This window comes from Streptomyces canus (assembly GCF_001514145.1).
Taxonomy (GTDB): Bacteria; Actinomycetota; Actinomycetes; order Streptomycetales; family Streptomycetaceae; genus Streptomyces; species Streptomyces canus.
Window position 1 is genome coordinate 877,749 of sequence record NZ_KQ948658.1, and the last position, 17,832, is coordinate 895,580.

18 protein-coding genes are annotated in these 17,832 nt (G+C 72.0%); 6 read left to right on the forward strand and 12 right to left on the reverse strand.

Going from position 1 to position 17,832, the window contains the following annotated elements:
* Positions 1–13: 13 nt before the first annotated feature.
* From AQJ46_RS13375 to AQJ46_RS13400, 6 genes are all read right to left on the reverse strand, one after another.
* The gene (locus AQJ46_RS13375; RefSeq protein ID WP_059205759.1) at positions 14–307 is read right to left on the reverse strand and encodes a hypothetical protein; all 294 of its coding nucleotides are present in this window, start codon (positions 305–307) and stop codon (positions 14–16) included.
* A 40-nt stretch (positions 308–347) separates the two neighbouring features.
* A complete protein-coding gene (locus AQJ46_RS13380) occupies positions 348–1,358 on the reverse strand; it encodes an LLM class F420-dependent oxidoreductase (protein ID WP_059205760.1) in 1,011 nt (336 codons plus the stop codon).
* Between the two features lie 104 nt (positions 1,359–1,462).
* Positions 1,463–2,299, reverse strand: coding sequence for a DUF5336 domain-containing protein (locus AQJ46_RS13385; RefSeq protein WP_059205761.1), 837 nt, complete (start codon positions 2,297–2,299; stop codon positions 1,463–1,465).
* An 85-nt stretch (positions 2,300–2,384) separates the two neighbouring features.
* Positions 2,385–3,287, reverse strand: coding sequence for an N-acetylmuramoyl-L-alanine amidase (locus AQJ46_RS13390; RefSeq protein WP_059205762.1), 903 nt, complete (start codon positions 3,285–3,287; stop codon positions 2,385–2,387).
* Between the two features lie 22 nt (positions 3,288–3,309).
* The gene (locus AQJ46_RS13395; RefSeq protein ID WP_059205763.1) at positions 3,310–3,963 is read right to left on the reverse strand and encodes a class I SAM-dependent methyltransferase; all 654 of its coding nucleotides are present in this window, start codon (positions 3,961–3,963) and stop codon (positions 3,310–3,312) included.
* 504 nt (positions 3,964–4,467) lie between these two features.
* A complete protein-coding gene (locus AQJ46_RS13400) occupies positions 4,468–6,201 on the reverse strand; it encodes an MFS transporter (RefSeq protein WP_059205764.1) in 1,734 nt (577 codons plus the stop codon).
* A gap of 136 nt (positions 6,202–6,337) precedes the next feature.
* Between AQJ46_RS13400 and AQJ46_RS13405 the strand changes: the two genes are divergently transcribed.
* Genes AQJ46_RS13405 through AQJ46_RS13415 form a run of 3 tightly spaced genes read left to right on the forward strand, consistent with a single transcriptional unit; the run spans position 6,338 to position 9,162 of the window.
* Positions 6,338–7,771, forward strand: coding sequence for an MFS transporter (locus AQJ46_RS13405; protein ID WP_059205765.1), 1,434 nt, complete (start codon positions 6,338–6,340; stop codon positions 7,769–7,771).
* Between the two features lie 51 nt (positions 7,772–7,822).
* Entirely contained in the window at positions 7,823–8,362 is a 540-nt protein-coding gene (locus tag AQJ46_RS13410; protein ID WP_059205766.1) for a SigE family RNA polymerase sigma factor, read from the forward strand.
* Positions 8,362–9,162: a hypothetical protein gene (locus AQJ46_RS13415; RefSeq protein ID WP_208616920.1), complete on the forward strand. Its 801-nt coding sequence runs from the start codon at positions 8,362–8,364 to the stop codon at positions 9,160–9,162. The genes AQJ46_RS13410 and AQJ46_RS13415 overlap by 1 nt, the downstream gene beginning before the upstream one ends.
* A gap of 13 nt (positions 9,163–9,175) precedes the next feature.
* Here AQJ46_RS13415 and AQJ46_RS13420 read toward each other — a convergent pair whose 3' ends face one another.
* The 4 genes from AQJ46_RS13420 to AQJ46_RS13435 all read right to left on the reverse strand — a co-directional run bounded on the left by AQJ46_RS13420 (position 9,176) and on the right by AQJ46_RS13435 (position 12,921).
* Positions 9,176–9,808: a response regulator transcription factor gene (locus tag AQJ46_RS13420; RefSeq protein WP_059205768.1), complete on the reverse strand. Its 633-nt coding sequence runs from the start codon at positions 9,806–9,808 to the stop codon at positions 9,176–9,178.
* 121 nt (positions 9,809–9,929) lie between these two features.
* Positions 9,930–11,285, reverse strand: a complete 1,356-nt coding sequence (locus AQJ46_RS13425) for a sensor histidine kinase (protein WP_059205769.1) — start codon at positions 11,283–11,285, stop codon at positions 9,930–9,932.
* Between the two features lie 14 nt (positions 11,286–11,299).
* Positions 11,300–12,016 carry an ABC transporter permease gene (locus AQJ46_RS13430; RefSeq protein WP_059205770.1) on the reverse strand — a complete coding sequence of 239 codons (717 nt, stop codon included), beginning with the start codon at positions 12,014–12,016 and terminating at the stop codon, positions 11,300–11,302.
* Positions 12,016–12,921, reverse strand: coding sequence for an ABC transporter ATP-binding protein (locus tag AQJ46_RS13435; RefSeq protein ID WP_107117251.1), 906 nt, complete (start codon positions 12,919–12,921; stop codon positions 12,016–12,018). The genes AQJ46_RS13430 and AQJ46_RS13435 overlap by 1 nt, the downstream gene beginning before the upstream one ends.
* Positions 12,922–13,197: 276 nt before the next feature.
* On the opposite strand from AQJ46_RS13435, the gene AQJ46_RS13440 reads away from it, so the two are divergent.
* From AQJ46_RS13440 to AQJ46_RS13450, 3 genes are read left to right on the forward strand one after another with little or no spacing between them, the layout of a single operon-like run.
* Positions 13,198–14,073, forward strand: a complete 876-nt coding sequence (locus tag AQJ46_RS13440) for a MaoC/PaaZ C-terminal domain-containing protein (protein ID WP_059205772.1) — start codon at positions 13,198–13,200, stop codon at positions 14,071–14,073.
* A 31-nt stretch (positions 14,074–14,104) separates the two neighbouring features.
* Entirely contained in the window at positions 14,105–15,181 is a 1,077-nt protein-coding gene (locus AQJ46_RS13445) for a Zn-dependent alcohol dehydrogenase (protein ID WP_059205773.1), read from the forward strand.
* Between the two features lie 8 nt (positions 15,182–15,189).
* Complete coding sequence (locus tag AQJ46_RS13450) at positions 15,190–16,134, forward strand: 3-oxoacyl-ACP reductase (protein WP_059205774.1); 945 nt, start codon at positions 15,190–15,192, stop codon at positions 16,132–16,134.
* Between the two features lie 57 nt (positions 16,135–16,191).
* On the opposite strand, the gene AQJ46_RS56195 is transcribed toward AQJ46_RS13450, so the two are convergent.
* Positions 16,192–16,344 carry a hypothetical protein gene (locus AQJ46_RS56195; RefSeq protein WP_086724430.1) on the reverse strand — a complete coding sequence of 51 codons (153 nt, stop codon included), beginning with the start codon at positions 16,342–16,344 and terminating at the stop codon, positions 16,192–16,194.
* 97 nt (positions 16,345–16,441) lie between these two features.
* Positions 16,442–17,713 (reverse strand): hypothetical protein, encoded by a 1,272-nt coding sequence (locus tag AQJ46_RS13455; protein ID WP_059205775.1) that lies wholly within the window; start codon positions 17,711–17,713, stop codon positions 16,442–16,444.
* Between the last annotated feature and the right edge of the window lie 119 nt (positions 17,714–17,832).

Here is a 17,832-nt window from a genome sequence, read left to right on the forward strand (position 1 = left end):
ACCCGGTCGGGTCTCAGTGACGGTGGGCCCGGTTGGCGATGGCGTGGCCCACGAACAGGTAGACCACCGCTGCCAGACCGTAGCCCGCGACCACCCGGGCCCAGGCCTCGTCGAAGGTGAAGAGGTCGTAGGACCAGCCGGCGAGCCAGCGAGCGGCGTCGTGGATGAACTGCACGAAGTCGTTCGCACGGTTGGCGTCCAGCAGGTACATCAGGATCCACAGGCCCAGAATGAGGGCCATGATGTCGGCGACGACCGCTATGACCGTCCCGGCTGAGTTGGCACCACGTCGCGTATGAGCGGACATGGTGTTCGAATGGCCGCGAATTCCCCGGCGAAACCTGGCGTCACGCGTTGAGTTCCGCCAGCACCCGCAGCGATTCCTGGTCCGGGGCCAGCGCCAGCAGGTCCGTCACCGGCCCCTTGCGCCACGACTCCAGCCGCTCGGCGATGCGTTCGCGCGGTCCGACCAGGGAGATCTCGTCGGCGAAGGCGTCCGGCACGGCGAGCACGGCCTCCTCGCGGCGGCCCTCGAGGAACAGCCGCTGGATCCTGCGCGCCTGCTCCTCGTACCCCATGCGGGCCATCAGATCGGCGTGGAAGTTACGGGCCGCGTGGCCCATTCCGCCGATGTAGAAGCCCAGCATCGTCTTGACCGGCAGCAGCCCTTCGGCCACGTCGTCGCAGACCCGCACCTGCGCCATGGGGGCGACGAGGAAGCCCTCCGGAGCCTCGGCGAGCGAGGTCTCGTAGACCTCGGGCCGGTTCGGCGACCAGTACAACGGCAGCCAGCCGTCCGCGATCCGGGTCGTCTGGGCGATGTTCTTCGGCCCCTCGGCGCCCAGCAGGATCGGCAGATCGGCGCGCAGGGGATGGGTGATCGGCTTGAGCGCCTTGCCGAGCCCGGTGCCCTCCGGCCCCCGGTAGGGGTGGGAGTGGAAGCGGCCGTCCAGCTCGACCGGCGCCTGCCTCCTGAGGACCTGCCGTACGACGTCGACGTACTCCCGGGTCGCGGTCAGCGGCGACTTGGGGAACGGACGGCCGTACCAGCCCTCGACGACCTGCGGCCCGGACAGCCCGAGGCCCAGCATGACCCGCCCGCCGGAGAGATGGTCCAGAGTGAGGGCGTGCATGGCGGTCGTGGTGGGGGAGCGGGCGGCCATCTGGGCAACGGCCGTACCCAGCCTGATCGTCGACGTCCGCGCCGCGATCCAGGTGAGCGGTGTGAACACGTCCGACCCCCACGACTCGGCCGTCCACACCGAGTGATAGCCGAGCCGCTCGGCCTCCTGGGCCAGCGGCACATGGCGGGGGTCGGGGCCGCGGCCCCAGTAGCCGAGCGCAAGACCGAGTCGCACGACGCCTCCTGACGACACGTCAGATCCGTGGGAGCGCTCGCGAATGTACGGCAACGGCCCCCCGCCCGGAAGGGGCGAGGGGCCGTCCTACGACCTCGAAGGGCTCAGCCGCGCTGGATGCCGCTCGTGTCCTGCAGCACGCCACGACGGCCGTCCTGCGTCTGGGCGACCAGACCCGGACCGCGCTGCTCGACGGCCAGGTACCAGGTGCCCGGCGCGAGTTCGGCGATCGGCGTCGGCGAACCGTCCTCCGCGAACAGCGGGCGCGGCACCGGCACGGCGAACCAGAACGGCGAGAACTCCGCGGCCGGCGGCTGCGGGGCCTGCGGCTGGGGCTGCGCGCCGAACGGCTGCCCCGGCTGCGGCTGACCGCCGTAGGGCTGCTGACCCTGCGGCCCGGGCTGCTGCCCCGGCTGCTGGGCACCCGGGTAGCCGTAACCACCGGGCGGCTGGGCGCCGTAGGGCTGCGGCTGGGGCGGCTTGGGGGCCGGGACGAGGCCGGCCTGGAGCGCGGGGACGAGCGGGGTGGCGACGGCGGCCGCGGCCATGACCAAGGTGGCGACGAGAGCGAGGATCAGTCCGATACCGGCGCTGACCGTGTCCGCACTGGAGCCGTAGTCCGCGGCGCTCAGCGGGTCGAACACGTTCCCGAGCGCGCTCCAGGCGGCGAACACCGTGAACGCGGCACCGACTTGGCCGAGGTCGAGCCCCGCCACCTTGGGCAGCTGCGGCAGGCCGCGCGACAGAACGACAAGAACGGCGCCGATGATGCCCGCGAGGACAACCCCCATCACGACCGGGCCGCTCGCCCAGGCGCTGGGCAGGTCGGCGTCGTCGGGGGCTCCGTCGACCGAGTAGAGATCAAGGAACGACGCGATGAACAGCAACACCGCTGCACCGATCACCACGCCGTCGCCTCGAGTGAGGGAGCGGATATTCACTTCAAGTCCTTCGTAGGTCGTCTCGTCGTCGGTAGACCCTATCGTCCGCCCGGCGGAGCGTACGACGGGATCAGCGCACTGATCCTCACCCGCGCAGGAAACTCACCAATCCGTCAGAGATTCCTTGCGCGGCCTTCTGTCGCCAGGCCCCGTTCGTGAGCAGGGCCGCGTCCTTGCTGTCGCGCATGTTGCCGCATTCGATGAACACCTTGGGAACCTTTGAGAGGTTGAGGCCGCCCAGGTCGGTGCGGGTGTCCAGTCCGGTGCCGTCGCCGATGTAGTTGGAGGGGTTCGTGCCCGTCGCGCGTCCGAAGTCGTGCGCGATGCGCTCGCCGAGTCGGGCGGAAGGGGCGACGATCCCACGGGTGTCGGCGATGCCCTGGTGGACGCGGCCGGGAAGGATCACGTGGTAGCCGCGCTGCCCGGCGCTCGCGCCGTCCGCGTGGATCGACACCACCGCGTCGGCCTTCGCGCTGTTGCCGATCCTGGCCCGCTCGTCCACGCACGGGCCGTAGGGCCGGTCGCCGTCCTGGGTCAGTTTCACCGTCGCGCCGTGCTTCTCCAGCAGCGTGCGCAGCCGGTGGGCGACGTCGAGGGTGAACTTCGCCTCCGCGTAACCGTCGTTGGTCGACGTCCCCGTCGTATCGCACTCCTTGCGGTTCGTACCGATGTCCACCTTGCGGTTGATCTCGGCCGTGTGCCGGAAGTTGGTGAGGTTGTGTCCGGGGTCGATGACGACGACCTTGCCCCGGAGCGAGCCGAGCGGCTTCTTGTCCTCGGCGGTGGTGGAGGAGACAGTCGGCGGAGCGCTCGCCCGCGGACTCGCCGCGGCCGTCGTCCCGCCGCCGTCGGCCGCCCCGCTCACCCCCGCGTACACCAGCCACCCGAGCAGCGCACCCGGCACGAGCACGGCGAGGGCGAGGGTCAGCGGGCGGCGCCGGGGGCGGCGGGGCTGGGGGGAATCGAGTTCAGGGCCTGCGTACGACACGTCTGCGACTCTAACCGCGCTCTCAGATCCCCGCCCGCACCCGCCGCAACACCCGCAGCGAGTCGGTCGCCGAGACCTCGGTGAAGGCGCCGGAGGCGAGGGCCCGGAGGTAGACCCGGTAGGGCGCCTGCCCGGTGAACTCGTCCTCCGGCTCGGGGAACACGTCGTGGATGACGAGCAGGCCGCCCTCGGCCACGTGGGGGACCCAGCCCTCGTAGTCGGCGTTCGCGTGCTCGTCGGTGTGGCCGCCGTCGATGAAGACCAGGCCGAGAGGGGAGCCCCAGATCTTCGCGATCTGGGGAGAACGACCGACCAGGGCGACCACGTGCTCCTCCAGCCCGGCCCGGTGCAGGGTCCTGCGGAAGGTGGGCAGCGTGTCCATCAGCCCGAGCTCGGCGTCCACCGTCTCCGGATCGTGGTAGTCCCACCCCGGCTGCTGCTCCTCGCTGCCGCGATGGTGATCGACGGTCAGCGCGGTGACCCCGGCCTCCCGGGCCGCGTCGGCCAGCAGAATCGCGGACCGGCCACAGTACGTACCGACCTCCAGGAGCGGCAGCCCGAGCCGCCCGGCGTCCAGAGCGGCTTCATGGAGGGCCAGCCCCTCACCCAGGGGCATGAACCCCTTGGCGGCCTCGAAGGCGGCGAGGATCTCGGGCTTGGGTGCGGCCGCGGCCATGGGTTTCCTCTCGGTCGTACGTGTGGGCAGACGTCGTACGACCGCCATGCCGCCGCACGCCTCTCCGGACGCCCCATGCTGCCGCACCCTTCGGCGGGCGGGGGACAGGGGGTGGGGAACGTAACGTACGAGGCGTGGTGTGGGTGTTCCGGTGCCGCTCGGCGCCAGGTTGGCAGACGGCTGACGCCTACGCCGAGGCCGGGTTCACGGCCGTCGACAGGACGTGTGCTGGGCGAGGGCCTGACGGCGTACGCCGGTCCGGACCTGGCGGCTGTAGGTCGTCGTCCCGGCACCGGACGCCGGGCGGGCGTCGGTCGGACGGGCGCCTGTCCCGGTCGGCCCGGCCGTCGTGCGGGCCGGGGCCGAGGCCCGGCATCGCGGCCGTTTCCGAGGGCGCTGCCGAGTGCGGCGGTGGGTTGTTCGGTCCTACGTCCTTCCGTGCGCCCCCGACGCGACACATCCCCGCCCTGGGGTGGGCGGGGATGCGTACCGGCTTCGTGTCGGTCAGGCGGTGACCGTCTCGCCCGGCAGGGCCAGGTCGAGGTCGATCGCGCGGTCGTCGCCCGCGTGGGTGGCCGAGGAGGCCAGGGGGCCGTGGCCGGTGGCGCGGGCGGCGAGGACGTAGGCGCCCTGGGCGGGGACGGTGAGGACGTACGTGCCGTCGTCACCGGACAGGGTCGCCCCCGCCTGCCGCCCCCGCCGGTCGATCAACGTGACCTTGGCCCGGGGCACCGGCGTGCCCGCGGCGTCCAGGACGCGGCCACGGAAGCCACGCAGCACCTCGTCGGCCCGCTCGATCACCGCGTCCTCCTCGCTGCTCGCACGCAGCTGCGGCGCCCGGTTCGGCTTCGGCAGGAACAGGGCCATCAGCAGCCCGACCGCCACCGCGCCGGTCGCGATCAGGAAGGACACCCGGAACCCGTGCATGGTCGGTATCGCGACGCCCCCGACGTTGTTCGCCGTGTTCGCCAGCACCATGCCGATCACGGCGCTGGACACGGACGTACCGATGGAGCGCATCAGCGTGTTGAGCCCGTTCGCCGCCCCCGTCTCCGAGGCCGGGACCGCGCCCACGATCAGCGCGGGCAGGGAGGAGTAGGCGAGCCCGATGCCCGCGCCGAGGACCACCGCGATGACGAGGCTCTGCCAGGCCGCGCTCATGAGGCCCAGCCCGGCGCCGTAGCCGATCGCGATGATCAGCATGCCGAGGATGAGGGTGAACTTGGGGCCGTACTTCGCCGACAGCCGGGCGTAGACGGGCGCCGTGACCATCATCGTCAGGCCCAGCGGAGCGACCAGCAGGCCCGCGACGACCATCGACTGGCCGAGGCCGTAGCCGGTCGCCTTCGGGAGCTGGAGCAGCTGGGGAAGGACGAGCGAGACGACGTAGAACGAGACGCCCACCATGATCGACGCCAGGTTGGTGAAGAGGACCGCCGGGCGGGCGGTGGTGCGCAGGTCGACCAGGGGGGCCTTGACCCGCAGCTCCATGACGCCCCACAGGAGGAGGACGACGGCCGACGCGGCGAACAGGCCGAGCGTGGTGCCGGAGGACCAGCCCCAGTCGCTGCCCTTGGTGATCGGCAGGAGGAAGAGGACCAGGCCGGCGGAGAGGCCGATCGCGCCCAGGACGTCGAAGGTGCCCTCGGCACGCGCCGGGGACTCGGGAACGACGAGGAGGGTGAGGGCGATGGCGAGCGCGCCGATGCCCGCGGCGCCGTAGAAGAGGGCGTGCCAGTCGGCGTGCTGGGCGATCAGTGCCGCGAGGGGCAGCGCGAGGCCGCCGCCGACGCCGATCGAGGAGCTCATCAGGGCCATGGCCGAGCCGAGCTTCTCGCGGGGCAGCATGTCCCGCATGAGGCCGATGCCGAGGGGGATCGCGCCCATCGCGAAGCCCTGGAGGGTGCGGCCGGCGATCATCGTGAGCAGGTCGCTGGTGAGGGCGCTGACCAGGGCGCCCACGACCATGACGGCGAGGCTGAGGATGAGCATGCGGCGCTTGCCGTACAGGTCGCCGAGGCGGCCCATGATCGGGGTGGCGACGGCGCCCGAGAGCAGGGTGGACGTCAGGACCCAGGTGGCGTTGGCGGGCGCGGTGTCCAGCAGTTGCGGCAGGTCCTTGATGACCGGGACGAGCAGGGTCTGCATCACCGCGACCACGATGCCCGCGAAGGCGAGCACCGGGACGACAGCGCCGGACGCTCTCCGGGTGGGCTGGTCGGTCGGCGTGTGCGTCATGTGTGCGAGGCCTCCGGGCCTGGAAGATCGGGTTACGTGTGGCTTGAACTACGTATGCATGGGCAACTATTCCGATGCTTCGGCGTACTAACGATTTCTTTATATTCTCTTGGGGAAGCGGAGCCGGGTTGAGAGCATGACGGCCATGCTCGAAGCCGCTGAAGTCGCCCGAAGACCCCGCCGTCCCCGGTCGGCGCCGCCCGCCTGGCTGGTGGTGGCGCTGGCCTGCGCGGGCCAGTTCCTGGTCGTGCTCGACGTCTCCGTCGTCAATGTGGCGCTGCCGTCCATGCGCGCCGACCTGGGCATGAGCGAGTCCGGCCTGCAGTGGGTCGTGAACGCCTACTCCATCGCCTTCGCCGGGTTCATGCTCCTCGGCGGCCGGGCCGGTGACCTCTACGGCCGCAAGCGGATGTTCCTGGTCGGCCTCGGCCTGTTCACGGCGGCCTCGCTGGCCGGCGGGCTGGCCCAGGGGGACGCCCAGCTGCTGATCGCGCGGGCCGTGCAGGGGCTGGGCGCGGCCGTCCTGGCGCCCGCGACGCTGACCATCGTCACCTCGGCCGTCCCGGAGGGGGCCGCCCGGGCCCGGGCCATCGCCACCTGGACGGCCGTCGGCGCGGGCGGCGGCGCCGCGGGCGGATTCGTCGGCGGACTCCTGGTGGACACCCTGTCCTGGCGCTGGGTGCTGCTGATCAACGTGCCCGTCGGCGCGCTGGTCCTGCTGGGCTCGCTGCTGTGGCTGACCGAGAGTCGCAGCGGGGACGGGCGGCGCCTCGACCTGCCGGGAGCGCTGCTGGTCACCGGGGGACTGGCGGTACTGGCGTACGGCATCTCGCAGACCGAGGCCGAGGGGTGGACGGCGGCCGCCACCCTGCTCCCGCTGGCCGCCGGGCTCGCGCTGGTAGGGGGCTTCCTCCTCGTCGAGTCCCGTACGGCCGCCCCGCTGATGCCCCTCGGGCTGCTGAGGGTGCGGGCGGTGGCGTCGGCGAACGCGGCGATGTTCCTGAGCGGCTCCGCGATGTTCTCGATGTGGTTCTTCATGACGCTCTACGCCCAGAACGTCCTCGGCTACTCACCCCTGGCCGCAGGAGCCGCACTGATCCCGACCTCGCTGGCGATCGTGGTCGGCTCGAAACTCGCCCCGCTCTTCATGCGCCGGCTCGGGGCGCGGTGGGTGGCGGTGCTCGGCACGACGGTCGCGGTCGCCGGGTTCGCCTGGCAGTCGACGATGACCGCGGACGGCGCCTATGTGACCGCGATCATGTGTCCCGGGATCCTGATGATGCTGGGCGCCGGCCTCGCGGTGACCCCGCTCGCCTCGCTGGCCACGTCCGGGGCGGCGCCGGGTGAGGCCGGGCTGGTGTCGGGACTGGTCAACACCTCGCGCACGATGGGCGGCTCACTGGGGCTCGCCGTCCTGTCGACGCTGGCGGCGGCGCGGACGGGGGGTGTGGCCTCGCCGGAGGCGCTGACGGAGGGCTACGCGCTGGCGTTCCGGGTGGGGACGGGGCTGCTGCTCTGCGGGGTGGTGCTGATGCTGGCCTGGCTGCCGAGAAAGATCTCCGCGAACTGAGGCAACGGTCCGGGCGGCTCATGGACTCCTTCAGACATCTAGGAGGTGCCCATGGGGGATCGGAAACAGGCTCGGGACGAGGAGTTCCAGAGCTTTGTCATCGGCCGCTGGCCGCGGCTGATGCGGACGGCATTTCTCCTCACGGGGGAGCAGCACGCCGCGGAGGACCTGGTCCAGTCGACGCTCGAACAGGCATATGTGGCCTGGCGCAGGGTCGGCTCGGCGGACGATCCGGAGGCGTATGTACGGCGCGTGATGATCAACGCGCACGCACGCAAGCACCGCAGGAAGCTCAGGGAGTTCCTGGCGCGGGGGGACGACTCGGGCCTGGTGCGCGAGATCGCCGACACCGGTGACCGCATCGCCCAGGCCGACGACCGCAGTGCCCTGCTGACGGCGCTGGCCCAACTGCCGCCCCGGCAGCGGGAGGCGGTGGTCCTGCGGTACTGGGAGGACCTGACCGAGACACAGACGGCCGAGGCGATGGGCTGCTCGGTCGGCTCGGTGAAGAGCAACGCGGCCAAGGGGATCGCGAAACTTCGCGCCATACCCGGACTGGCCGACATGGCGACGCAGGGAGGGCGGAAGTGATGAGCACCAACCGGGAGACGAGCCACGACATGCGTGACAGCGACATCGCCCTCCTGCTGGCCGACGCCGCCGACGAGGTGGAGATCGGCATAGCCCCCTACCAGGCGGTGCTCCGCGGTGGCCGCAGGCGCCGGGCCCGCCGCTGGGCGGTGGCCGCGGCCACGGCACTGGTGCTCGCGGGGTCCTCGGCGACCCTCGCGGTGGCGGGTCTGCCGGGCGGGGACGGGGGCCAGGTGGCGACCCAGCCGCTCGTCCCGGTCGACGCCGACCCGTCCAGGGTCCTGCAGACCACCCTGGCCACCGGTACCGACCAGGGCAGTAAGTGGCGGGTCCTGATCGACGTCTGGTCCGCCCCGCGCGACGAGAAGCAGGCCGAGGCCCAGCGCGCCGCCATGGCCTTGCGCGGTGAGACCCCGCCGGACGCCCACAACGCCTCCGACCTCATCGGCAAGATCACGTACTTCGTGTACCGCGGCTACGGCGACAAGACGACGAAGATCATGGAGAACACGGTCCCCGCCTCGGACACCATGACCGGCACGGACCTCATCTCCGGCTCGCTCCCGCTCCGGCCCGACGCCAAGGCGGACGTCCGTCTCGTCATCGGCTACATCGCCAAGACCGCCCAGCGCGTCAACTGCACCTGGACGAACGAGACGGCGACGGTGGTGGAGAAGGCCGGCTCCGCGACCGGCACCGACGTCCCGGCGATCCGGTCGGCGGCGGGCTCCCCCTACAACTGGTTCGTGTGCGTGGCACCGAAGGGCACCGAGTACAAGACCGCGGAGGTGATCGGGTAGGGAACCGCCGGCCTCACAACCACCCTTGCTGCCGGGCCGCCCGTACCGCCTCCATCCGGTTGCGGGTGCCCGTCTTGCCGATGGCGGAGGAGAGGTAGTTGCGGACGGTGGACTCGGAGAGGTGGAGCCGGCGGGCGATGTCGGCGACCGTCGCGCCGTCCGTGGACGCCTTGAGGACATCGCACTCGCGGGCGGTGAGGGGGTTCGGGCCGGCGCTCAGGGCGGCCGCGGCGAGGGCGGGGTCGATCACGGTCTCGCCGGTCAGCACCCGGCGGATCGAGACCGCCAGCTCCTCCACGGGACCGTCCTTGACGAGGAAACCGGCGGCGCCCGCCTCCATGGCCCGGCGGAGGTAGCCGGGTCGTCCGAAGGTGGTCAGGATCAGCACCCGGCAGTCCGGCGCCTGGTCGCGCAGTTCGGCGGCGGCGTCCAGACCGCTCATCCCCGGCAGCTCGATGTCGAGCAGCGCCACGTCGGGGCGGTGGAGGAGCGCCGCGTCCACGATCGCGTCCCCGGCCGCGACCTGGGCCACGACCTCGATGTCCGGCTCCAGCCCGAGCAGCAGCGCGAGCGCCCCGCGCATCATGCCCTGGTCCTCGGCGAGCAGCACACGGATGGACTTGGCGGCCCGGTGCTCCCGGGGCATCTCGTTCACGGCCCAAGAGTAGGGCGCGCGGGCGGGAGCGGTGGGGGTGTGACTTCGTTGCGCCGACGCGCAGGATCCTTGAGAACAGAAAGATCAGAAGAGGGGACGGACCCGTACGCCGTCACCTGGCCGCCTCATCGATCCGGGCCCCGCACACCGCCCCCGCCGGCTCCCCCGGCCGCTCCGGCGTCACCGACTCGACCGGCAACTCGGCCCGCACCACGAATCCGCCCCGTGGCCCCGGACCTGCCTCCAACGACCCACCGGCCGCGGCCAGCCGCTCGGCGAGCCCCTTGAGACCGGTGCCGCCGACGACCGGGATGGACACCGTGCCGGCGTTCTCATCCCCGCACTCACCCACGGTCGGCGCCGTGGCCGCTGCCGTTCCCCGGCCGTCGTCCCAGACCCGCAGCCGTACCCGTTCCGCCGAGCCCCGCACGGAGATCTCGCAGCGCTCCGCCCCGCTGTGCCGTACCGCGTTGGTGACCGCCTCGCGGACCACCCAGCCCAGCAGGGCCTCGGTCTGGGCGGCGAGCGGCTGGCCGGAGCGGTGGACGACCGGCTCGATGCCCGCGGCGCGCAGGGCCGAGGCGGCCCGGTCGAGGTCCGTGCTGAGGCTGCCCTCGCGGTAGCCGGTCACCGCTTCGCGGATCTCGGTGAGTGCCTGGCGGCCCACCGACTCGATGTCGGAGACCTGGACGAGCGCCGCGTCCAGATCGCGGGGGGCGAGGCGCCGGGCCGCCTCCGACTTCACCACGATCACCGACAGCGTGTGCCCGAGCAGGTCGTGCAGATCGCGGGAGAACCGCAGCCGCTCCTCCTCGACCGCACGCCGGGCCAGTTCCTCGCGGGCCTCCCGCAACTGCCGTACCGCCTCGGAGAGGGACATGATCGCGGCCGTCACCATCGTGGAGATCCAGGTGGCGTACGCGGTGTCGAGTCCGCCCCAGCCGTCGCGGAAGACGGAGGCCGCGCCGGCGACCACGGTCACCACCGCGCCCACCCACCGCAGGTGAGGCAGCCGCACGACCGCGCCCGTCGCGAGCCCGAACAGGGGGAAGAACAGCAGCCAGTTGCCGCCGTACCCCATCGCCAGACCGCAGGTGACCAGTCCCATCAGCACCAGGGCCACCCGAGTGGAGATCGCGTCGCGGGTCTTTTTGTGGAAGGCGCGGAAGGCGACGTAGATGTAGAGCGAGTTGAACGTGAGCAGTCCCAGGCCGCCGATCCACGGGTTGGGGGCCTCGCCCTGGAAGAGGTTGGAGAAGGCGCCCATCCCCATCAGCAGCCAGGGCAGCAGACCGAACCCGCTGCCCAGGCCCGCCTTCGTGTGGACCTCCCCGGCCTGCTGCGCGGCCTTGTACTCGGCGTTGAGGCGCTTCTTGTTCGCCTGGTAGTACCGCTGGTGCTCCCGCCCCTGGCGGGCCGCCTCGCGGATCTCGTCCACACGGCACGAGAGCTTGCGCGACCAGAACATGACCGTTCCTCCGCTCAGAGGTTCCCGGCGTGCCGCCGGTACGACAGGACAGCGTACGAACCGAACAGCAGCAGCCACAGTCCCAGCACGAGGACCGCGCCCGCCGTGGGCGCGTGGCCCGCCGCGACCGAACCGCCGAGCTGGGCGAAGCGGCCTGTGGGGGTGTACGCGGACAGCGTGCGCAGCCAGCCCGGGAAGAGGGTGACGGGAAACCACAGGCCGCCGATCACCGCGAGCCCCAGGTTGCAGACCATGTTCGCCACGCCGGTGGTCTGCCCGGTCAGCCGGTAGCCGTTGCCGAGCCCCAGCAGGGTGAACGGCACCGAGCCAAGCCACAGCAGCACCGCGATCGCCGCCCATTGCCACACGGCGAGCCGTACGCCGTTGACCAGGCCGCCCGCCGCGAGCACCGCCACGATCGCCGGAAGTACGGTCACCGAACCGGTCAGGGCACGACCGAGCACCACCTGGTGCGACGGCATCGGCGTCACCCGCAGCTGCCGCAGCCAGCCGATCGCCCGGTCCTCGGCGACCCCGCCGCCGGTGTTCAGCGCCGAGCCGACCGCGCCGTACGCGGCCATGCCCACCATCGCGCCGGTCTTCCAGCCGGACTCGTCAGTGCCGAGGTTGGTGAACAGGAGGTACATCATCACGGGCATCGCGATCCCGCCGATCACAAAGCCGGTGTCCCGCAGGGTCCGGCGGACCTCCAGCCGTATGTAGTCGAGCATCACACCGCCTCCGGGACGCGCGAGGTCAGTGCAAGGAACGCGTCGTCCAGGGAGGCCGGGGCGACCTCCAGGCCGCGGATCGCCCCCAGTTCGGCCAGGGCGATCACCGTGGCGTCGGAGTCGTCGGTACGCAGCAGGGCCCGCCCACCCCGCACCTCCACCGACCGCACCCCCGGTAACAGCGCCAGGCCCTCGCGGTCCCGGCCCGCCAGGTCCACGGCGACGAGGCTGCCGCCCGCCGCCCGTCTCAGCTGCTCGCCCGTGCCGTCCGCGATGATCCGGCCCCGGTCGACGACCAGGATCCGGTCGGCGAACGCGTCCGCCTCCTCCAGGTGGTGGGTGGAGAAGAGGACGGTGTGGCCGCGGCGGGCATACCCCCGCATCGAGGCCCAGAAGGCGTGCCGTGCCGCCACGTCCAGGGCGGCGGTGGGCTCGTCCAGGACGATCAGCGCGGGGTTCCCGGCGAGCGCGACGGCGAACCGCACTCTCTGGGTCTGGCCGCCGGAGAGCCGGTCCACCCGCCGCCCGGCCAACTCGGTGATCCCGGCCAGCTCCAGGGCCTCGGTCACGGGCAGCGGCGCAGGGTAGCGGCCGGCCACGAAAGCGACCAGCTCCCGCACGGTGACCCGCGGGACCGCCCGCGCCTCCTGGAGCATCGCGCCCACCCGGCCGGCCCGCACCGCGTCGGAAGGGGCCGCGCCGAAGAGCCGTACCGTGCCCGCGTCGGGCTCGTTCAGGCCGAGCAGCATCGAGATCGTGGTCGACTTGCCGGCTCCGTTGCGGCCGAGCAGCGCGACGGTCTCGCCGGGCGCGATATCCAGGTCGATCCCGTCGACGGCGCGTACGGCGCCGAAGGTCTTGACCGTGCCCCGGAAGGCCACGGCCGCTTCTGTCCCCTGTGTCATACCGACGACGCTACGAATCGGGGGCGCCCGCCCGGCAGATGCGCTTGTACGGACTTGGGCAGGACAAATGTCACGGGTGTCGGGCCCGAACAACCGGACCCACCTGACACCCCGTCAGGAGCCTTCACAAGTCCGCTGAGCTCGGCTATACAGAGGGCGCCGGACTGGAACGCGTTCTAGATCGGCCCGCGACGACCTCGGTGCGGCCGACGGTGCGGACGGCCGTACCGAGGTCTTGACTCCGCCACGGTCGGATCCGCCACTGTCAGGAGCCGTATGCCCATCGACGCAGCCAAGGCCCTCGCCGCCGAGCCCCGGACCGGCGAGATCTCCTGGAACTCCAAGGACGTCCAGCTCTACCACCTCGGCATCGGGGCGGGCTCGCATCCTGACAAGCCCAGCCCCGCCACCGATCCCGACGAACTGCGCTACACCCTCGAATCCCGGCTGCACGTCCTGCCGAGCTTCGCCACGGTGGCCGGCTCGGGGTCGCCGGGAGTGATCAGCGGACTGTCCATGCCCGGCATCGACGTCGATCTCGCCAAGGTCCTGCACGGCGGCCAGGCACTGACCATCCACCGTCCCCTCCCCGTCCAGGGCACCGCGACCGCCACGAACCGCATCGCCGCCGTGTACGACAAGGGCAAGGCGGCCGTCCTGGTCATGCGGACCGACGTCGCGGACGCCGAGGGCCCGTTGTGGACCAACGACGCCCAGATCTTCGTACGGGGGGAAGGCGGCTGGGGTGGCGACCGAGGCCCCTCCGCCCGCCTAGACCCCCCGGCCGGCGAGCCCGACCGGACCGTGCAGCGCCCCATCCGCGAGGACCAGGCCCTGCTCTACCGCCTCTCCGGCGACTGGAACCCGCTGCACGCCGACCCGGAGTTCGCCAAGGTCGCCGGGTTCGAACGGCCCATCCTGCACGGGCTGTGCACCTACGGCATCACGCTGAAGGCGGTCGTCGACACACTGCTCGGCGGGGACGTGACCCGGGTGCGGTCGTATGTCACCCGGTTCGCCGGGGTCGTGTACCCGGGGGAGACCCTGCGGATCCGCATGTGGCACACCCCGGAGTCCACCCGGGTCGCCGTCAGCGCGGTCGAGCGGGACGACGCGCCCGTCCTCACCGACACCATCGTCGAACACTCCTGAACCCAGAACGCCGTACGAGGGGAGCCGCACCATGCGCGCAGCCGTACTGCACGAGATCGGCCAGGAAAAACTCGAAGTCCTCGATGACGTCGAGGCGGTGGGCTTCGGGCCCGGCAGGGTACGGATCCGGGTCCGGGCCACCGGACTGTGCCACTCGGACCTGTCCGCGATGGCCGGGGTCCTCCCGCAGCCGGCGCCCTTCGTCCCGGGACACGAAGGCGCGGGCGAGATCCTCGAAGTCGGGCAAGGCGTCAGCCACTTGAAGCCCGGCGACCGGGTCGTCGTCTGCTGGCTGCCCGCCTGCGGTGCCTGTCCCGCCTGCAAGCGCGGCCAGACCGAGCTGTGCCTGGCCGGGTTCATGAACGCGGGCACCCCCAACTTCCGGCGCCCCGGCGGCGATGTGTTCGGCTTCGCGGGCACCGGCACCTTCACCGAGGAGGTCGTCGTCGACGCGGGCTGCGCGGTGCCGATACCCGACGATGTGCCCTTCGACATCGCGGCACTGATCGGCTGCGGGGTCACCACCGGACTCGGCGCCGCGCTCAACACCGCGGACGTGGAGGCCGGTTCGTCGGTCGCCGTGATCGGCTGCGGCGGTGTCGGCATCTCCGCCATCCAGGGGGCGCGTCTCAAGGGCGCCGCCGAGATCGTCGCCGTCGACCCGGTCGCCTCGCGCCGCGAGGCCGCCCTCGAGTTCGGCGCCACCCGGGCCGTCTCCCCGGACGAACTGGCCGACGCCAAACAGCAGGTGACCGCGGGCGAGGGCTTCGACTACGTCTTCGAGGTCGTCGGCAAGTCGGCGACCGCAAGGACGGCGTACGAGACCACCCGGCGCGGCGGCACCCTCGTCGTCGTCGGCGCGGGCGCCATGGACGACTTCCTCCAGCTCAACATGTTCGAGCTGTTCTTCGACGAGAAGCGCATCCTGCCGTCCATGTACGGCGGCGGGGATGTCCTGCGCTCCTACGAGCGCACCATCGCCTTGTGGCGGGCCGGCCGCGTCGACCTGGACCGTCTGATCACCCACCGGGTGCCGCTGAGCGAGATCAACGAGGCGCTCGACCAGATGCGCACGGGGGCCTCGCTCCGCACGTGCATCGAGATCTGAGGGCCGCGATGACCGAGCCACTGCCCCTCGAAGGGCTCACGGCGATCGTCACCGGCGCCGGCCGGGGGCTGGGCCGGGCCGAGGCGCTGGAGCTGGCCCGGCTCGGCGCTGCCGTGGTCGTCAACGACTACGGACAGCCGGGTCGGGACGGTTCCGGCGAGGCCTCCGAGGGCCCCGCCGAGCAGGTCGCCGACGAGATCCGGGCCGCGGGCGGACAGGCCGTCGCCCACACCGGGGACGTGGCCGACCACCAACAGGCCGCTCGGCTCGTCGAGTTGGCGATCGGCGAGTTCGGCAAGCTGGACATCCTCGTCAACAACGCGGGCATCCTGCGCGACCGCATGGTCTTCTCCATGACCGAGGGCGAGTGGGACGCGGTGATCCGGGTCCACCTCAAGGGCCACTTCAACACGACCAGGTTCGCGGCCGCCCACTGGCGGGAGCGGTCCAAGGCGGCGGGCGGGCCGGTGTACGGCCGTATCGTGAACACCTCCTCGGAGGCGTTCCTCGCCGGGTCGGCGGGACAGCCCAACTACGCGGCCGCCAAGGGCGGAATCGTCGGGCTCACCACCTCGACGGCCCTCGCGCTCGCCAAGTACGGCGTGACGGCCAACGCCATCTGCCCGCGCGCCCGCACCCGGATGACCGAGGACGTCTTCGCCGGCCTCGAGCAGCCCGAGGCGGGACTCGATCCCCTCGCCCCCGAGCATGTCGCCCCGCTTGTCGGCTACTTGGCCTCACCGGCGGCCGAGCGCGTCAACGGCCAGCTGATGGTCGTCCACGGAGGGATGGTCGTGGTCGTCGAACGGCCGCGGGTGCAGGCCAAGTTCGACAGCAAGCAGGACACCTTCACCTACGACGAACTGGACGCCCTGCTCACCCCGCACTACGCGCGGCGGCCGGCGGAGGAGACGTTCGCGGCGGCCGAAGTGCTGGGACTCAAGAGGGAGTAGACGCGCAACGGCCCGCTCCCCCGAGCGGGGGAGCGGGCCGTGTGTCGTCGTCTGCCCTCAGGCCGCGGCCTCGGTCTGCTCGACCGACTTGCGGTGTCGGCCACGCGGGGCCGTCTCGCTGTCCTGGACCGAGACCGGACCCCGGTGCTTACCGTGGCCCGTGGACTCCTGGACGTCTGCAGTCGACTGGTTCGTGCTGGCGTCGCTCATGGAAGAAATTCACCCCGTCAACATGATCTTTCTTTACAGCGGGGCGAGTTTAACCGGCACACACAGGGCCGAATCCAGGCGGCCGGGCCAACCGGCACTACTTCGTTACAAGATTGCCCAACGGGGCTTGCTGCAAGGGCACAGGACGTGCCACGGCAGGCTCCGGAGGACCCGGTTCGGGCGACGGCACGGCCGTACCGCCGCCGCTCTCCGGATCCTCCGGGCCGGCGTCCCCCGCCCCCGTTCCCCCCGGGCCCTCCGCCTCCCCGGTGAGGGCCCCGCTCCTCGGTGCCGCCGCCCACCGCGCCACCCCGCACGGCGCGTTGGCCGTCGCGTACGGCAGGAGCAGTTCACCGGCCTCGGTCCACAGCCCGGAACCCGCCAACCACCCCTCGGGCCCCGCCAGATGCTGGACCTGCCGTGCGGCGGGCCGCCACACCCCTACCCAGCCGCCCGTCGGGCCGTCGATCCGCAGTGCCACCCCGCAGCTCTCCGGCGTCAGCACCTGCCCGGGCTGGATCGCGAACGGCGTCACCGTGCAGTCCGGCACCCGCAGGCACTCCGGGAACCGCACCGGGAACGTGCTGCCCAGCACCCCCCAGCCCAGCCGCGCGCGCCCCGGAGAGGGCGCGTCCGAGGAGATCAGCAGCAGCCCGCTGTCCGGGTCGGCCAGCAGCAGCCGGTCATCGCTGCCGTCGGCGATCTGCAGCAGCGGCGACACCTCCCCGCCGCGCCCCAGATCGACCACGACCGCCTTCGTCCGCCCGCCGAGCTCCCGGTCCAGGGCCAGCATCCGCCCGGTCCGGTCCAGCCACACCCCGCCCGAGCAGCGCCCCGGGATCTCCGCGAGGTGCTCAGGGCCGAAGGCACCGCCCGCCACCAGCCACACGGCACTGGAGCGCGGGCCCACGGCGAGGGCGTACGCCTTCTCACCGCCCGGCGCCGGCGGCAGCAGCCGCAGGACCGCCCCCTCCTCCGGGCACTCGACCGCGCCCAGTAGCAGCTCGCCGGTCGTCGGGCCGGTCGGGTAGAGGAGCGAGAAGTTGTGCCGCCCGTCCGCGAACCGCCTGATCAGCACCCGCCCGTCACCCATCGGCTGCACCTCGGTGCCGGGCTCCTCGGGCTGATTGCCCGGCAGCGGCACCGCGTAGGGCTCCGGGCCGTCCAGCGTCCAGCGCTCCGGGAACCAGGAGCCGCCGTCCTGCGCGAGACGGGCCGCGTAGGAGCCGTCGACGGTGATCACGCACTCGGTCCGCGGCGTCTTCCCGTTCTCGTTCCCGTTCTCGGCGATCGCGCACTCCGTCCGCGGGGTCTGCCCGTCCTCGTTGTCGTCGTTCGCCGCCGCGGGTTCGATGGCACAGGCCGTCATCGTCCGGTCACCTCCGGCCACGAAGGTAGTTTTCGCACGCACAGGCGTGGGACGGCCGCGCTTCCCCTTCACACAAAGGGGTGGCCCAGGAACGATTCGCCTGAGGAAACCGAGGCGAC

Excerpts from the sequence above, each read along its gene's own strand:
- AQJ46_RS13375 (WP_059205759.1), bottom strand. The coding sequence starts at position 307 with ATGTCCGCTCATACGCGACGTGGTGCCAACTCAGCCGGGACGGTCATA.
- AQJ46_RS13395 (WP_059205763.1), bottom strand. The coding sequence starts at position 3,963 with ATGGCCGCGGCCGCACCCAAGCCCGAGATCCTCGCCGCCTTCGAGGCC.
- AQJ46_RS13400 (WP_059205764.1), bottom strand. The coding sequence starts at position 6,201 with ATGACGCACACGCCGACCGACCAGCCCACCCGGAGAGCGTCCGGCGCT.
- AQJ46_RS13405 (WP_059205765.1), top strand. The coding sequence starts at position 6,338 with ATGACGGCCATGCTCGAAGCCGCTGAAGTCGCCCGAAGACCCCGCCGT.
- AQJ46_RS13410 (WP_059205766.1), top strand. The coding sequence starts at position 7,823 with ATGGGGGATCGGAAACAGGCTCGGGACGAGGAGTTCCAGAGCTTTGTC.
- AQJ46_RS13415 (WP_208616920.1), top strand. The coding sequence starts at position 8,362 with ATGAGCACCAACCGGGAGACGAGCCACGACATGCGTGACAGCGACATC.
- AQJ46_RS13420 (WP_059205768.1), bottom strand. The coding sequence starts at position 9,808 with ATGCCCCGGGAGCACCGGGCCGCCAAGTCCATCCGTGTGCTGCTCGCC.
- AQJ46_RS13425 (WP_059205769.1), bottom strand. The coding sequence starts at position 11,285 with ATGTTCTGGTCGCGCAAGCTCTCGTGCCGTGTGGACGAGATCCGCGAG.
- AQJ46_RS13430 (WP_059205770.1), bottom strand. The coding sequence starts at position 12,016 with ATGCTCGACTACATACGGCTGGAGGTCCGCCGGACCCTGCGGGACACC.
- AQJ46_RS13435 (WP_107117251.1), bottom strand. The coding sequence starts at position 12,921 with ATGACACAGGGGACAGAAGCGGCCGTGGCCTTCCGGGGCACGGTCAAG.
- AQJ46_RS13440 (WP_059205772.1), top strand. The coding sequence starts at position 13,198 with ATGCCCATCGACGCAGCCAAGGCCCTCGCCGCCGAGCCCCGGACCGGC.
- AQJ46_RS13445 (WP_059205773.1), top strand. The coding sequence starts at position 14,105 with ATGCGCGCAGCCGTACTGCACGAGATCGGCCAGGAAAAACTCGAAGTC.
- AQJ46_RS13450 (WP_059205774.1), top strand. The coding sequence starts at position 15,190 with ATGACCGAGCCACTGCCCCTCGAAGGGCTCACGGCGATCGTCACCGGC.
- AQJ46_RS56195 (WP_086724430.1), bottom strand. The coding sequence starts at position 16,344 with ATGAGCGACGCCAGCACGAACCAGTCGACTGCAGACGTCCAGGAGTCC.
- AQJ46_RS13455 (WP_059205775.1), bottom strand. The coding sequence starts at position 17,713 with ATGACGGCCTGTGCCATCGAACCCGCGGCGGCGAACGACGACAACGAG.